This is a genomic window from Citrobacter sp. Cf118, from assembly GCF_030334095.1.
Taxonomy (GTDB): domain Bacteria; phylum Pseudomonadota; class Gammaproteobacteria; order Enterobacterales; family Enterobacteriaceae; genus Citrobacter; species Citrobacter freundii.
Window position 1 is genome coordinate 1 of sequence record NZ_JAOWES010000084.1, and the last position, 15,356, is coordinate 15,356.

The following is a 15,356-nucleotide window of genomic DNA, read 5'->3' on the forward strand; positions in this document are numbered from 1 at the left end:
AAAGAAAAAGATCTACGGAACGCGGGAAGAAGCCCGCAGCGATATTTTTGATTACATCGAAATGTTTTATAACAGTAAGCATCGGCATGGTTCTAGCGATCAGATGTCACCGACAGAATATGAAAACCAGTATTATCAACGGCTCGGAAGTGTCTAGATTTTCCGTGGCGATTCAATACCCATACAAGTAAAACCTTTAGTTCAGTTTAGCATCGGCGTAACGCCATAAGAAGTTTGTTCTATCAACATTTCTTGAATCCCCAAATATTTTATTTGCATTCAGAATGGGAGTTACACCCTTTAAGGAAACGTATAAAAATATGAATATCAATAAGTTAACCAAGTTTCTGATATCAGGATAAAATGTTCCACGACAACAGTTACATATGTTTTTTCGAATGTATTGTTGCGATTGTAAACCTACAGAGTATCCTGTTATTAAATCAACCGGAGGACAGATGCTACTAACTTCCCTACGACTCTTCAAAAATCTCTCCGATGAAACCCGCTTGGGCATCGTGTTACTGCTCAGGGAAATGGGAGAGTTGTGCGTGTGCGATCTCTGTACGACGCTGGATCAGTCGCAGCCAAAGATCTCCCGTCATTTGGCAATGCTCCGGGAAAGTGGACTATTGCTGGATCGCAAGCAGGGCAAGTGGGTTCACTACCGCTTATCCCCGCATATTCCTTCCTGGGCCGCTCAGGTGATTGAGCAGGCTTGGTTAAGCCAACAGGACGACGTACAGGCCATCGCCCGTAAGCTCGCATCAACCAACTGCTCTGGCAGCGGTAAGGCTGTTTGCCTCTAAAAATTTTGCCTGCACATATATGCTTTTCCGGATATGAGGTGTTAAAGATGAAAACGTTAACGGTGTTTGACCCGGTAATGTGCTGCAGTACCGGCGTATGTGGCTCAGATATCGATCAGGTTCTGGTTGATTTCTCTGCTGATGTGCAGTGGCTGAAAGGACGTGGCGTACAGGTTGAACGTTACAACCTGGCGCAGCAGCCCATGAGCTTTGTTCATAATGAGAAAGCGAAAGTATTCCTCGAAGCATCTGGAGCAGAAGGGCTTCCGCTACTGCTGTTGGACGGTGAAACGGTGATGGCAGGGCGGTACCCAAAACGTGCTGAGATAGCTCGCTGGTTTGGTATACCGCTGGAGAGGGTAGGGTTAGCTCCCACCAGCTGCTGTGGTGGTAATACTTCCTGTTGCTGATATGTCAGGAGGACATATGAAATTCTTACAGAACATCCCGCCTTATCTGTTTTTTACCGGTAAGGGAGGCGTAGGAAAAACTTCCATTTCCTGCGCGACGGCTATCCGCCTTGCCGAACAGGGTAAGCGGGTTTTGCTGGTCAGTACCGATCCTGCCTCGAATGTCGGCCAGGTATTCGACCAGGCTATCGGTAACACCATTCGCCCTGTGACGGCAGTTCCTGGGCTTTCTGCTCTGGAGATTGACCCGCAGGAAGCCGCCCAACAATACCGCTCCAGAATCGTTGATCCTATCAAAGGTCTTCTGCCTGATGACGTTGTTAACAGTATCAGCGAACAGCTTTCAGGAGCCTGTACGACTGAGATTGCGGCGTTCGATGAGTTTACTGGCTTACTGACCGACGCTTCTCTGCTGACCCGCTTTGATCACATCATTTTTGATACAGCGCCGACGGGCCACACGATTCGCCTTCTCCAGCTTCCCTGTGCCTGGAGTAGCTTCATTGAAAGTAATCCAGATGGTGCTTCCTGTCTTGGCCCAATGGCCGGGCTGGAAAAGCAGCGTGAGCAGTATGCTCATGCAGTAGAGGCGCTATCCGATCCTGAACGTACCCGCCTGGTTCTGGTTGCACGACTGCAAAAATCTACGCTGCAGGAAGTCGCCCGCACTCATGAAGAACTGGCTGCAATTGGCCTGAAAAACCAGTACCTGGTTATTAATGGTGTGCTGCCTAAAGCAGAAGCTGAACATGACGCCCTTGCCGCTGCGATATGGCAACGGGAACAGGAAGCACTGGCAAATCTTCCTGCCGGTTTATCTGAGCTATCGACAGATACCTTATTACTCCAGCCAGTCAACATGGTTGGCGTGTCTGCATTGAAGGGACTACTGGACACCAGTGCAAGAGCATTACCGCTGCCTGCAAGGAACGTCCTGTACACGCCTGAAAACTTATCGCTCTCTGTCCTGGTTGATGATATCGCTCGCAGTGAACACGGTTTGATTATGCTGATGGGCAAAGGTGGCGTAGGTAAAACCACGATGGCTGCTGCCATCGCCGTCAGGCTGGCGGATATGGGATTTGATGTCCATCTCACCACCTCAGATCCCGCTGCACATCTCAGTGCAACGCTCAATGGAAGTCTTAAAAATCTGCAGGTCAGCCGAATTAACCCTCACGATGAAACTGAACGCTATCGGCAGCATGTTCTTGAGACGAAAGGCAGGAATCTGGATGAGGCAGGGAAACGGCTGCTCGAAGAGGATTTACGTTCTCCTTGCACGGAAGAGATTGCGGTGTTCCAGGCGTTCTCACGCGTAATCCGTGAAGCAGGCAAACGGTTTGTGGTCATGGATACGGCACCTACCGGGCATACGCTATTACTGCTTGATGCTACCGGGGCTTATCACCGTGAGATTGCCAAGAAGATGGGGAATAAAGGTCATTTTTCCACTCCGATGATGCAGCTTCAGGACCCGGAACGCACCAAAGTCCTGATGGTCACTTTGCCTGAAACCACACCGGTACTGGAAGCGGCTAACCTGCAGACTGACCTTGAAAGAACGGGGATTCATCCGTGGGGCTGGATTATCAATAACAGCCTTTCCATTGCGGATACGTGTTCTCCGTTGCTTTGCCAGCGTGCCCGGCAGGAAGTGCCTCAGATTGAGGCTGTTAAGAATCAGCACGCTGACCGTATAGCGCTTGTTCCGGTGCTGGCGTCAGAGCCCGCCGGTATTGAAAAGCTCAGAGAGTTGATGAGTTAATTTTTTGGCATATACAGGGCGACAAAGTCGCCCTGTCAGGAGGTTTTATGTTACTGGCAGGCGCTATTTTTGTCCTGACCATCGTGTTGGTTATCTGGCAACCGAAGGGATTAGGGATTGGCTGGAGTGCGATGCTGGGTGCGGGGCTGGCTCTGATATCTGGTGTTGTGCATGTAAGCGATATTCCGGTGGTGTGGAATATCGTCTGGAACGCGACAGCGACCTTTATTGCCGTGATTATCATCAGCCTGCTGCTTGATGAATCAGGTTTTTTCGAATGGGCAGCGCTGCACGTATCTCGTTGGGGGAATGGTCGTGGTCGTTTGCTCTTTACCTGGATCGTCCTGCTCGGCGCAGCGGTAGCGGCACTGTTTGCCAACGATGGTGCGGCACTTATTCTGACGCCGATAGTCATCGCCATGCTGCTGGCATTAGGGTTCAGTAAAGGTACTACGCTGGCATTTGTCATGGCCGCCGGGTTTATTGCCGATACAGCCAGTCTGCCGCTTATCGTGTCGAACCTGGTGAATATCGTCTCGGTGGACTTCTTTGGTCTGGGATTCACCAAATATGCGTCGGTAATGGTGCCGGTTGATATTGCAGCCATTTTTGCCACGCTGGTTATGCTGCATCTGTTCTTCCGCAAAGATATTCCGCCTACTTACGACCTGGCTCTCCTGAAAGCACCGGCAAAAGCGATTAAAGATCTGGCAACCTTCAGAACCGGCTGGATCGTGTTGATCCTTCTTCTGGTTGGCTTTTTCGTTCTTGAGCCGCTCGGTATTCCCGTTAGCGCGATTGCGGCTGTTGGCGCTGTAATCCTGTTTGCGGTGGCGAAACGAGGCCATGCCATTAACACTGGCAAAGTGCTGCGTGGTGCGCCATGGCAGATCGTCATATTCTCGCTGGGGATGTATCTGGTGGTCTATGGTCTGCGTAATGCCGGACTAACAGAATACCTCTCCGGTGTGCTGAACGTGCTGGCAGATAAAGGACTTTGGGCCGCGACGTTTGGTACCGGCTTCCTGACGGCTTTCCTGTCTTCCATCATGAACAATATGCCTACCGTGCTGGTTGGCGCTCTCTCTATTGATGGCAGCACCGCAACAGGCGTTATCAAAGAGGCGATGATTTATGCCAACGTGATTGGCTGCGATCTGGGACCGAAAATTACACCGATTGGTAGCCTGGCAACGCTGCTCTGGCTGCATGTCCTTTCACAGAAGAACATGACCATCACCTGGGGATACTATTTCCGCACCGGGATCGTCATGACTCTGCCTGTGCTGTTTGTAACGCTGGCCGCGCTGGCGCTACGTCTCTCTTTCACTTTGTAATGAGATACTGATATGAGCAACATCACCATTTATCACAATCCAGCCTGCGGCACGTCGCGTAATACGTTGGAGATGATCCGAAACAGCGGTACTGAACCGACCGTTATTCTTTACCTCGAAAACCCACCTTCACGCGATGAGCTGGTCAAACTCATTGCGGATATGGGCATTTCCGTCCGTGCTTTGCTGCGTAAGAACGTCGAGCCGTATGAGGTACTGGGTCTTGTAGAAGATAAATTTACTGACGACCAGCTAATCGACTTTATGCTGCAACATACGATTCTGATTAACCGTCCGATTGTGGTGACGCCACTGGGAACTAAACTGTGTCGCCCTTCCGAAGAGGTACTGGATATTCTTCCGGAACGTCAGAAAGGAGCGTTTACCAAAGAGGATGGCGAGAAGGTCATTGGCGAAACGGGGAAGCGTGTTAAGTAATCTGCCCACTTCAAAATATCGGACGCCTGTTAACGCTATGCGGGCGTCCACCTTTCGCTCATAGCAGACCTCGCAACGCTTCAGGCGGTCCGCTTTGGGCCAAAAGCGGACGTCAAAATGTGTGTTCAGCTAGCGTAAGTTGAGCGTTTCATAATGATATCTCTCTGCGGGTCTGACCCAACCTGAAAGATATGCTCACCCACCTCGGTAAACCCAAGCTTACGGTAAAAAGAGATGGCCCTTGGGTTATGTTCCCAGACACCTAACCAGACAGGATCCGATCCCTTTGCCTCAAATTCAGCAAAGCACTTTTGCATCAGTGCCTGTGCAAATCCTTTACCATGGTAGGGCTCATCGACATACAGACACAGAATTTCTCCGGCATGGATGCTATTGACACAGGGAGGAAACTCTTCCCACCTTAGTTGAGCGTACCCAATCAGTTTGCTCTCGTATTCGCAGACTAATGTAATCCAGTCTTGTCTGAGGATTTCTTTCAACTGGATATTAGTTGAATAGCTTGCATGGCAGTGAAGATCCATATCCTCCTGAGTATTACCATCCTGGAAAGTCTTTCTGAAGGTTCGCTCGGCTAAAATAGCCAGCTCTTCAGCATCAGAGGAACTGGCCCTACGGATTAACATTTATCATTACTCTCTGAAAAGTATTCTTATTTTTGTCCGGCATTACGATAAATGTCGGGCCGATTGATCTGCCAGACAAAATCTTTCCGGTTCAATGGGTTATAACCCAGTTTTTGGTATAGCCAGGGCGCGCTGTCAGTGACCAACATTATCCGTCGCAGGCGTGACATCAATGGATGGGCGTGACAGCATTCGATCAGCCAGCGGCCGAGACCACTTTTCTGATAATCGTTTAATACGTAGACGTCACACAAATAACCAAAAGTGGCATAGTCTGTGACAAGGCGGGCGAAGCCGATTTGTCTTGTTCCATCCAGAAGCGCAAAACAAAGGCTGTTCTGGATTGATATTCTGACCGTTTCGGCATCAATGCCTGGAGCCCAGGACGATTGCGAGAGGTAATCGTGAATGGCTTCCAGTTGAAAAAAAGCGGGATCGGTTGTGATAGTAAACTGGCTTTTGGCAAAACTCAGATGTTGATTATCCACTGAACCACTCCATGCAAACTTACCTGTGATAAAACAAGCCCTATTGCTTGCCGGGCGACAATCAGGATGTTTTCTCATGTACTGTCATGATGAACACCAATGGTCCCTCCTCCTGGTTTTCATAGAAATGAGGAACGTCCGTTCTGGCTGTTGCTGAACAGCCGGTTTTTACCTGATACAGGTGGTCCTTCACACCCAGCGTGAGCGTGCCTGTCTGAACATAAAACAGCTCAAGCGTCCCTTCCGTGTGGCCGGGCGAAGCAAACTTTTCCCCCGGTTGCATTTCCCACATCCAGAGCTCGGTCATATCAGGGCCGCCCGAACCAGCGAGCAACCTTGCTCTCCCTCCTTTTTCACCAGCCCACAATTCTGGGATCTCATCTTCAGCAATGAGATGCACGGTCGGTTTGGAACTGACATCCACAAAATCGGCTACCGAAACCCCCATCGCGGCAGCCAGGCGGCATAACAGGGCTATGCTGGGATTTGCCCGGCATCCCTCAATCTCAACCAGCGCGCCCTTGCTGACGCCCGCCCGGCGGGAGAGTTCATCGAGCGATATTTTCTTTTGCTTACGATACAGCTTAATCCGCTGAGATACGGCTTCATTTACGGTGCTGACGATAGAATCTGCATCGGTCATTAAATTGACTTTCTTGGTCATCGGTCATTATCATGGGATAAATTGGTCATTACAGGATTATCACGTGTTAACAGTCTCTCCGTCAATTGCCCCTGAAATTTATCGCATTGCGCCTGGTTTTCGGGCACTCAGTGTCTACGTAAAAGCTGCACCAGTGCTTAACTCCGATATCGGAGAAACAGCGCTGCGAGAAGCCTGTGAAGCGGTTCTGGCCGGTGAGCCTGAGTGGGCGGAAGCGCATCTGACCGCATGGGCAGAGGTTTTTCAAAAGTTTGGTGCTAAACCTAAACGTACCCCTTGCTCAGCGGATGCGTTACGCAAGCGCGTATTACGTGACGGAACGATGCCAGCACTTGATCCCATCGTTGATCTTTATAATGCCGTTAGTCTCCGCTACGCCGTTCCGGTGGGTGGAGAGAATATCGCTGCCTATCAGGGTTCACCATGTCTGGCTGTAGCAAAAGGAACAGAGCCTTTTGATACAGTCAAAGAGGGGGAAAAGGCCGTTGAATATCCTTCACAAGGCGAGATCATCTGGTGTGATGATATCGGCGTGACCTGCCGTCGCTGGAACTGGCGACAGGGGCTCAGAACCCGCTTAGGTGTGGAAGCTCAGCAAATGTGGTTTATTCTGGAAAGCCTGCCGCAGATGCCGCTGGAGAGACTTCACGAAGCCGGGAAGATGCTGACCGACGGCCTGGAAAAAATGATGCCCGGTCTGTGGTTTGAGGTTGCTCTCATCGAAGAACAACAGCAGTAATATCATTCAGGAGAAACTTTTATGTTTACAGGTTTGTCGGCGTTTCCATTAACCCCACTCACCGCCAGCGGCGTGGATGAAAAGGGTTTCAGCCATATTCTTTCCCGCCTGACAGAAGCTCGGGTTGATTCTATGGGCATCCTGGGGTCAACCGGAAGCTACGCCTATCTGACCCGGGAGCAGCGAAAGCGCGTAGCAACGCTGGCAAAACAGCATGCCGGGGATATCCCAATGATGGTATGTGTGGGAGCGGTCAGTACCGATGCTATCCTGCATCTGGCAGATGACGCGCAGGCAGCCGGCGCGAATGCTCTGTTACTCCCGGCGGTCAGCTACCAGCCACTCCGTGACGAAGAAGTATTCTCACTCTTTGAGACCGTTACCCGGCACGTGTCTGTACCGGTGTGTATCTATGATAATCCGGGCACTACGCATTTTACCTTTACGGATGAACTCCACGGTCGTCTCTCATCACTTGAGGGGATTCGCTCGGTCAAGATCCCTGGCGTACCGGATAGCCCCGCTGCAGCGACTGAGCGGGTGAATGCGTTACGTCAACATCTGTGCCCTGGTGTAACAATCGGTATCAGTGGCGACGCTTATGCGGGGCTGGGATTAAACGCTGGTTGTGAAGCCTGGTACTCCGTGTGTGGCGGTCTGTTCCCTGAGATGGCGAAACAAATTACTGAAGCCGCGGCGGTAAAGGATCATCAACGCGTTACTGCCCTGACAGCCCACCTTGAACCTTTGTGGGCGCTGTTCCGTAAACATGGTGGAAGTCTTCGTGTTATTGCCACAGCTGCTGGTGTGCTTGGGCTAACCGACATGGATTGCCTGCCTCGTCCTTTGCAGCCGTTGTCAGCAGGCAATATCGCGGATATTGCCCATGTGATAAGTATGCTGGAGCTGAAGTAATCTCCCCGCAGGACCGGCAGTCTGTCGGTCTTTCTGAAACCTAGCTGGATATCAATCATCATCGCATGTTTGAAGCTATATCTTTAGGTCCGCTCATCGCTCAAAGCGGACTTGTAAGCACAGGGGGGAGGATAGGGATTATGAATGGCATTCATTAATTTCTGGAATTGCCTACGAAGCAATTCCCCTCTTCCATAGATGCCTCAAGAGGTATTAACACTGACTACAGCCAAAAGAACGCTCTTGACGGCTGTAGGATTTGGTTCTCTCTTTAGCGAAGTAACTCAAGCGAAACGTCAGTTGATCATATACCTCGCTGTAACCGTGGGAGTTAATATCCAGGTAATAAAGTGGGTTATCGGGAAAGCGGGCTAGCGTCCAGTGCTCTGGGCGGTGACTAAGCTGCAAAGCACTCAACCAGGCCTCTCGTATCAGAGACGCCAGGCCCGTCCCGCCTTCTTTGTAACTTCCCAGTCCATTGAACGTATCGTTATTCACGAACAACACCATGTGGTAATGCGATTTCTGATTAATCTCACCCACCTCCCGAACCCAGGCATCGCGAAGGTGGCATGGATATGTTCGTGTGCCCTGTTTCAACTTACTTCTGTAGCGTGCAGCAATCTTCGCATCGAGGGATTCAATGAAGCGAGATATCAGGCCCTGTCGGTTAATGAGCATATTGTCAGGAAGACGCAGGTCTACCCGTACCGCCATTGTGCGTGCGTGTTCTGCAGTCGCGTTATCGATAACGCGTAGAATACGTTGCAGGTAAGTGGTGTTGAATGGTGCGTGTCGTCTATCGAGACAGATATTGTCAAACATATAATTTCCTTGGGTAATGAATTACGGGCAGGGCAAAGCCTTACCCGTAATAGGCAGTTAAAGGGATTAAGGATTTAAAGGGGGGTAAGACCAGCCATTAAGGCTATCGTGTATGAGTAGCCGTATACGGGTGTGGCATTGAGATGATATTGTTTATATATCAGTTGGTTAATTAATATTACCAACCCGTCATGGATTATGAATTACGAATCCACCAGCACCAGGGGCCGGATGATGGAAAGTGATTGATTTTTACTCCGAAGTTATATGCCCCCATATAATAGCTTTCTGGTGTACCAATCAATCCCATGATTGCCTGGTACGTATCACTAAATTCGTATCTCCCGACTGTATATCCCTTTTCTGCATTGAGGGCAGCGTTTCTCACCACCATACGACAGGCCGCACATGGTACATTGCCATTGTGTGGTCGTGATGACCGGTGGGAGTTGTGCCAGAAGGCGCTGTAGCTTAGCCACTGCTGAAGGCTTTCCATTGACGGGGGCCAGATAGGGGCATTGCAGCAGTGCTTCTGGTTGTCCCTGAAGTATGTCGTGTTCGAACCAGGGCGGTGACGTTATGGTGGGTGGATGGAAAATCAACGGGCACTGGCAGTGATGGCAGAACCACTCGTCATCGCCTGAATTCAGTTGGCTGACAGCGAAAATCTCACCGGTTTTACGCTGTGCGATATAGCATTTTGGTATCAGCATTATCCGTCCCTCACATCGGCTGGGTGGCACGAATGTAACCGTCAGTCAGCGTCTTCAGTCCCCGGTATGCCCGCTGTTTTACTGCCAACCATTGCGTCAGCGTGTCAGGCTGTGGCAGATGCAGCGCATACCATTCCTCCATATCCTTACCTGTTGCCAGCTCACACCAGCACAGCAGGGTCAGCGCCTGGCGCATACCGGGCTGTACATTAAGCCGGAATAACATCTGTAACTGGTTTGCCAGCCGACTTTTCCCCAGTCGATAACATTCGCTAAGCAGCACACCGGGCAGAAGGGCATAATCGGTGTGTTTAGTCAGACCGGGGGCGGAAGTACATGATCCCAGTCGGCCGGTGCGGGTGACCGGCAGCAGACACTGTGGAATGACGACTTCTGTTACGCTACTGCCTGGCATCGGGCAGGCGGTTATCGCCAGCCTGTGCCACTGCGAGATGTGCTGCTGGCATAAACCGTGGAACAGACTGACGCGGGTAAAATCATCCAGCCAGGCCTGGTAATGGTTGAGTAAGGGTGAATTGTTCATTTCTGATATTCCTTAAATGAGTAACTGACATGCAGCCGTAAAACTCCGCAAGAGGCGGATACGAGATGACGCACTGGTTTTGGGTTAACGAACGGGAAGGGGTTTAGCGCTGAGGACGGGATGCATCAATACGGGCCTGCAGCCAGGCTTCGACTTCGCTTTGCAACCAGCGTGAACTTCGACCCAGTTTGATGGGTTTTGGAAAGAGGCCATCCTTGATGAGTCGGTAAATCCATTTATCACTGACCCCCAGCAGGCGGGTGATAAAAGCCATATCGACGAACTGGTCTTCAGACAGGGAAGGTTTACTGGTCATGATTTGATTCTCCGGTAGCTGAATGGGTACCGGAGTCGGGTGATTAAACGTTGCTGCCCGCTCCGGCATAGCAACCGGTGCTGCTGTAAAAAACTAACTAAACTTCCTCGGTCTGCCCTGCCTGGCTGGCGAAGGAATTTCGTTGTATCCCCAGATTGGTAATCCGTATTTCTGGTCTTCTTTTGCCAGATAGCTGGCTATACGTCTCAGGCTGTTTATGGCATCGTTATTGTGATATTCCACAACGTTGTTAATGTTGTCCCGATGATATGCATTTGGTTTGCATCGCTGAGATTTGCCTTCACCATGGGTAATCTCTAGCCACAGTTCTTCTGCCCGTAAAATGAACGGGAATGACTTTTGATGTTCCTGACCATTAAGATAAAAAATCGCATGAGCATGAACTGCCCCTTCTGATGTCCATTCCAGCACCCAGAAACAACCACAGAGTTGAGGCATTTGCATTACAGCCAGGGTTAAATCCCGGAGGTCATCCTGTATCTCAAATGAAGAATTACGAATGAATCGGTTGGTACCTCGCTGATAATCAAAATCCATTCTAAACGCCAGTATTTTAGAGTGACGCATCAGAATCTGATTAAGATGGTGATTGATCATATTCAGGAGGAAATCATCGGGAGTGATTTTTTTAAAGTGTGGGTAATGTCTTTTCATTGTGTTATTCCTTTGGGTGAGTTCAAAGGAACAGCAGGAACTGTTTTTTTGTAATGTAACCGGGGATGTTACCTACCTGGCAGATCCAGTTCATTACTATCAGCAATGCGCTATCCTCTGGTGGGATAGTTGTTATATGCTGAGATCTACTTCCCTATAATACCAATTAACCTTAATTATCAAAAATACGTTTAAGAACTAGAAGACTGCTACGACTTATAACCGGGATGCGAAGAATTTAACTTTATAGAAAGGGGACTTAGCTCGTTAAAGTATGACTGGTGCTCTTATGTTAAGCGGATGCCGGGAACCATATTGACGAGGGGGGTTATTCCGCAAGCAGTGTGAAGTGCCACGGTAGCAGTTTGATGATCCAGCTTACCGACCAAATCAAGCACATGCTGAAGGCGGAACTCTGGCTCTACATCATTCAATTTGCACGTCCCTGCCAGACTATAGCGAGAGCAATATTTGAGCTCCCACATCAACATCGCCAACACGATTCGCTGATGGCTCCATTTAACCAGAGCCTCCATATCGGAAGGTTATTCCACAGGTGACGCCGAGTGTTTCCGGTGAAACGGCGGGCAATGGTGGTTACGTCACTACCCTGTATACGTATACCTCTGTCAGCTGAAAATACCCACCTCTCTGTCAACAGAGAAGTACAGTGGTTGACTACCGTTAAATAATCGAAGCAAAGCATGATGTATCACGGCGATGACCAGTGACCACGAGGTGCTGCTCAACTCTGCATAGGTACCGGTGCAGTTGTAAAAAGCAGCGGCGATCATTTGTGACTTCGTGTTTTACCTGCGAGTTGATGAAGCCGTTTCGTTAAATGTCAGATTCAGTGACCTGTAGCCTGCGCTACCTGAGAAAGATGATGACTTGTAATGTTTCTTCTGCCTGACAAAATAGATGCTTGCATTGACATGGTATTATCCTGTTGGTTTATCACATGACATGCTTGTAACTCATTGATTTTTTATTTTTAACATCTGGATTTACCCTACGTTTTTACTACGTTTTTGTTTTGTTTTTTATTTAACTTTAAATCAATTATTAGTCATTATTTCTATTGTTTTTTTACGGTTTTAATACGTAAGATAATCAAAATCAATCACAGCAATTGGTGAAAAAATGAACGAAGACAGGAAGGGTTACGCTGAAGAAAGCCGCGCATGGGAAAAAGAGCGTGTCGAAAAAGAGTACATCAGGCTAGATAAGCAATTTTCAGAAAAGCACTCGTGGTTAAAAAACAAGCTAAAATGGCTAAATAAAGAACCCCGGGCAGCATTTTTTTATTTTTTTTATCTGGCTCTATATGGCGAAAACACCATAGATAAGTGCGCTCAAAAGGTAGCTAAAAGCTTTGTTGATCCATTTTCAGCAGAGGCACTCGGTACAGTTAAATTTGACCTGACCATAAGTGAAAAACCATCAGTCCATCAGGGGGATGGGGTGGCCTCATTAGGAGTGATGACATCGGACTTCAATCTTGATGTTCCCGAAAATAAACCAGACGCAGAGACATCAGAACCACAAAACAGCTTGTTGTTGTTAGCCTCCGATAAGCAAGAAACTCTGGAGGGTGATTTAGATGAACTTATCAGGATACTTCAACCTTCTACGTTAAAAAATAAACCCGCCAATGGTGTTTTCTTCCCAAACTTTGTTGCACATGTAAAGGGTGTCGAAAATATTATTAGATTCGTTACAAATACATTTTTATATTTAGATGCAAAGAATATCGCCAGTTTGACAACAAAAATAAATGATGCATGGTCTAAAGTTTACGCAGATTTTCCAGAAGTTTTTTCATGGATGGACATTAAAAATGAGGAGCAATGTGTGTGGGTATGGGAAACAATGAAAAACAAAGGTGTTTCGCCCCCACTTAATCCTCTTAATAATTACCAGCGTTGGTATTTTATCTGCGCAACTTTTGATTTCTGGAATGGCTGGACGAATGCGCAGCTTGAAGAGTTGAAGAGGAGTCGTAAAAAAGTAAGTCAGCAATTTCTTGTGTTAACGGAGTCACCTACTGCTCCCCAGAAACACAAAGCAGTATTGATGGATGAGCTTGAAAAAGCCTGGGGTCAGCAACTTCGAAGGAAGAAATCTAAAACTGGCGTCGATGCTTTAAAATTACCTACTAAATCAAAAAAACAGCTTTTCAAATTGTCGAATCATTATGGTGTATCGGAAACGGAAATTATGGTGAATCTTCTTGAGCATAAATATTCTGAAATTATAAAGAGTGATAAAGGTTGAAATTTTAGATGCACACATGTTTCATGGGTGTTGTATTTATTTTAACTAAATAACGCCCTCTCATTCCAAATAATCTCAGACAGATATTATCGGCATGACCATCCCCCTAAACCCACGAGAATTGCTGTGTTCCTCGCGGGTTTTCTTTTATCTGTCAGAGGTGACTTCATGAATGAACACGATGGCCTGCAGGGTGTCACGCAGTCTGTTGCTACGCTACCCGATACAGTCAGAAAACACATTCTGGCGCATATCAGCAAGCTGATAAATTACGAGCCGGTGATTGGTGTGATGGGTAAAACCGGAGCGGGTAAATCATCGTTGTGTAATGCGCTGTTTGCCGGAGAAATGTCCCCGGTCAGTGATGTGTCGGCCTGTACCCGTGAGCCCCTGCGCTGCCGGTTGCAAGTCGGGCGGCACAGCATGGTGCTAATAGACCTGCCGGGTGTCGGTGAAAGTGAGGTCCGCGACCGGGAATATCGGGCGCTGTACCGGCGTCAGTTGCCGCAACTGGACCTGGTGTTGTGGGTGATTAAAGCCGATGACCGGGCGTTGTCGGTGGATGAGCGTTTTTACCGCGAGGTTATTGGCACTCACCGGCATAAGGTATTGTTTGTGGTAAACCAGGTCGACAAGCTGGAGCCCTGCCAGCAATGGAATGCCACCAGCGGCTCTCCATCCTCTCACCAGAAAATCAATCTCAGTCTCAAGCTCAGTGATATCCGCCAGTTATTTACACCATCACATCCGTTACGCGCCGTGTCAGCACGAACGGGATGGGGGCTCGGGTCACTGGTGGAAACAATGATGCGCAGCCTGCCAGCCCGTGCCAGTAGCCCGCTTAGCGCTCAGCTGCATGATAAGTTGCGCAGCGAGCCTGTAAAGTCGCAGGCCCGGGACCGTTTTGGTGAAGCTGCAGGTGAGGTTGTTGATGCAGTTGCTTCGCTGCCTTTTGTGCCGGAGCCGGTGAAATCGCTTATTCTCAGTGTGCGCGATATGGTAGTGAGCACGGTTCGCGCCGTCTGGGATTTCTTCTTCTGAGAGTTTAACCCTTTTCTGTTCCAGTACTTCCAGAGCCCTGTCGCCACTGTGCGACAGGGCTTTCTTTTATCTGTTTTCTGAATCAACAAGGAGTCTGCTTATGACCCGTCTGGCTTCGCGCTTTGGCGCAGCAAACCTTATTCGTCGTGATCGTCCGCTAACCCGTGAAGAGCTGTATCGCGTGGTACCCAGTGTGTTCAGTGAGGACAAACACGAGTCACGTAGTGAAAAATACACCTACATACCCACCATATCCCTGCTGGACAGTCTGCAGCGCGAAGGCTTTCAGCCCTTCTTTGCCTGCCAGACCCGAGTGCGTGACCCAGGGCGTCGTGAGCATACAAAGCATATGCTGCGCCTGCGTCGGGAGGGGCAAATTATCGGCAAACAGGTGCCGGAAATTATTCTGCTCAACTCCCATGATGGCACCAGCTCGTATCAGATGTTGCCGGGATTATTCCGTGCGGTATGTCAGAACGGCCTCGTCTGCGGTGAGTCGTTTGGCGAGGTACGGGTGCCGCACAAAGGAGATGTGGTGAGTCAGGTGATTGAGGGGGCTTATGAAGTACTGGGGATCTTTGACCGTGTGGAAGAAAAACGTGATGCCATGCAGTCGCTGATGCTGCCCCCGCCGGCACAACAGGCTCTGGCACAGGCTGCACTGACGTACCGCTTCGGTGAGGACCACCAGCCGGTGACAGCACCTCAGATACTCTCCCCACGCCGCTGGCAGGATGAGAGCAATGATCTGTG

19 protein-coding genes are annotated in these 15,356 nt (G+C 49.2%); 11 read left to right on the forward strand and 8 right to left on the reverse strand.

The genetic code is table 11. The features are described from left to right. From OGX67_RS12290 to arsC, 6 genes are all read left to right on the forward strand, one after another. Positions 1–157 (forward strand): IS3 family transposase (locus OGX67_RS12290; protein ID WP_286526627.1); only part of this gene is annotated, 157 nt, incomplete at its 5' end. A gap of 301 nt (positions 158–458) precedes the next feature. Then, entirely contained in the window at positions 459–809 is a 351-nt protein-coding gene (gene arsR / locus OGX67_RS12295) for an As(III)-sensing metalloregulatory transcriptional repressor ArsR (protein WP_286526554.1), read from the forward strand. Between the two features lie 47 nt (positions 810–856). Continuing rightward, the gene (arsD, locus tag OGX67_RS12300; protein ID WP_048998181.1) at positions 857–1,219 is read left to right on the forward strand and encodes an arsenite efflux transporter metallochaperone ArsD; all 363 of its coding nucleotides are present in this window, start codon (positions 857–859) and stop codon (positions 1,217–1,219) included. 16 nt (positions 1,220–1,235) lie between these two features. Continuing rightward, entirely contained in the window at positions 1,236–2,987 is a 1,752-nt protein-coding gene (arsA, locus tag OGX67_RS12305; RefSeq protein WP_049014748.1) for an arsenite efflux transporter ATPase subunit ArsA, read from the forward strand. Positions 2,988–3,034: 47 nt separating this feature from the next. Next, positions 3,035–4,324: an arsenite efflux transporter membrane subunit ArsB gene (gene arsB, locus OGX67_RS12310; protein ID WP_049014746.1), complete on the forward strand. Its 1,290-nt coding sequence runs from the start codon at positions 3,035–3,037 to the stop codon at positions 4,322–4,324. Positions 4,325–4,336: 12 nt separating this feature from the next. Further along, positions 4,337–4,762 (forward strand): glutaredoxin-dependent arsenate reductase, encoded by a 426-nt coding sequence (gene arsC / locus OGX67_RS12315; RefSeq protein WP_048998205.1) that lies wholly within the window; start codon positions 4,337–4,339, stop codon positions 4,760–4,762. Positions 4,763–4,887: 125 nt separating this feature from the next. On the opposite strand, the gene OGX67_RS12320 is transcribed toward arsC, so the two are convergent. The 3 genes from OGX67_RS12320 to OGX67_RS12330 all read right to left on the reverse strand — a co-directional run bounded on the left by OGX67_RS12320 (position 4,888) and on the right by OGX67_RS12330 (position 6,558). Next, the gene (locus OGX67_RS12320) at positions 4,888–5,406 is read right to left on the reverse strand and encodes a GNAT family N-acetyltransferase (protein ID WP_035897605.1); all 519 of its coding nucleotides are present in this window, start codon (positions 5,404–5,406) and stop codon (positions 4,888–4,890) included. A gap of 26 nt (positions 5,407–5,432) precedes the next feature. Further along, complete coding sequence (locus tag OGX67_RS12325; protein WP_048998204.1) at positions 5,433–5,894, reverse strand: GNAT family N-acetyltransferase; 462 nt, start codon at positions 5,892–5,894, stop codon at positions 5,433–5,435. Between the two features lie 61 nt (positions 5,895–5,955). Continuing rightward, entirely contained in the window at positions 5,956–6,558 is a 603-nt protein-coding gene (locus OGX67_RS12330; RefSeq protein WP_048998203.1) for a helix-turn-helix domain-containing protein, read from the reverse strand. Positions 6,559–6,601: 43 nt separating this feature from the next. Between OGX67_RS12330 and OGX67_RS12335 the strand changes: the two genes are divergently transcribed. After that, on the forward strand, positions 6,602–7,297 hold the full coding sequence (locus tag OGX67_RS12335; RefSeq protein WP_048998202.1) for a B3/B4 domain-containing protein: 696 nt from the start codon (positions 6,602–6,604) through the stop codon (positions 7,295–7,297). A gap of 21 nt (positions 7,298–7,318) precedes the next feature. Further along, positions 7,319–8,212: a dihydrodipicolinate synthase family protein gene (locus tag OGX67_RS12340; protein ID WP_071701232.1), complete on the forward strand. Its 894-nt coding sequence runs from the start codon at positions 7,319–7,321 to the stop codon at positions 8,210–8,212. Positions 8,213–8,425: 213 nt separating this feature from the next. On the opposite strand, the gene OGX67_RS12345 is transcribed toward OGX67_RS12340, so the two are convergent. From OGX67_RS12345 to OGX67_RS12365, 5 genes are all read right to left on the reverse strand, one after another. Beyond that, positions 8,426–9,037 carry an inovirus Gp2 family protein gene (locus tag OGX67_RS12345; RefSeq protein WP_048998200.1) on the reverse strand — a complete coding sequence of 204 codons (612 nt, stop codon included), beginning with the start codon at positions 9,035–9,037 and terminating at the stop codon, positions 8,426–8,428. A 329-nt stretch (positions 9,038–9,366) separates the two neighbouring features. Then, positions 9,367–9,750: a putative zinc ribbon protein gene (locus OGX67_RS12350; RefSeq protein WP_071687429.1), complete on the reverse strand. Its 384-nt coding sequence runs from the start codon at positions 9,748–9,750 to the stop codon at positions 9,367–9,369. A 10-nt stretch (positions 9,751–9,760) separates the two neighbouring features. After that, positions 9,761–10,294: a hypothetical protein gene (locus OGX67_RS12355; RefSeq protein WP_048998199.1), complete on the reverse strand. Its 534-nt coding sequence runs from the start codon at positions 10,292–10,294 to the stop codon at positions 9,761–9,763. Between the two features lie 103 nt (positions 10,295–10,397). Continuing rightward, positions 10,398–10,610: a helix-turn-helix transcriptional regulator gene (locus OGX67_RS12360; RefSeq protein ID WP_048998198.1), complete on the reverse strand. Its 213-nt coding sequence runs from the start codon at positions 10,608–10,610 to the stop codon at positions 10,398–10,400. A 93-nt stretch (positions 10,611–10,703) separates the two neighbouring features. Then, on the reverse strand, positions 10,704–11,285 hold the full coding sequence (locus OGX67_RS12365) for an inovirus-type Gp2 protein (protein ID WP_048998197.1): 582 nt from the start codon (positions 11,283–11,285) through the stop codon (positions 10,704–10,706). Between the two features lie 1,143 nt (positions 11,286–12,428). On the opposite strand from OGX67_RS12365, the gene OGX67_RS12375 reads away from it, so the two are divergent. From OGX67_RS12375 to OGX67_RS12385, 3 genes are all read left to right on the forward strand, one after another. Beyond that, on the forward strand, positions 12,429–13,562 hold the full coding sequence (locus OGX67_RS12375; RefSeq protein ID WP_048998195.1) for a hypothetical protein: 1,134 nt from the start codon (positions 12,429–12,431) through the stop codon (positions 13,560–13,562). A 168-nt stretch (positions 13,563–13,730) separates the two neighbouring features. After that, positions 13,731–14,603, forward strand: coding sequence for a GTPase family protein (locus OGX67_RS12380; protein WP_049016519.1), 873 nt, complete (start codon positions 13,731–13,733; stop codon positions 14,601–14,603). A gap of 100 nt (positions 14,604–14,703) precedes the next feature. Next, the coding region (locus OGX67_RS12385; RefSeq protein WP_286526566.1) for a DUF932 domain-containing protein at positions 14,704–15,356 on the forward strand (653 nt) is incomplete at its 3' end.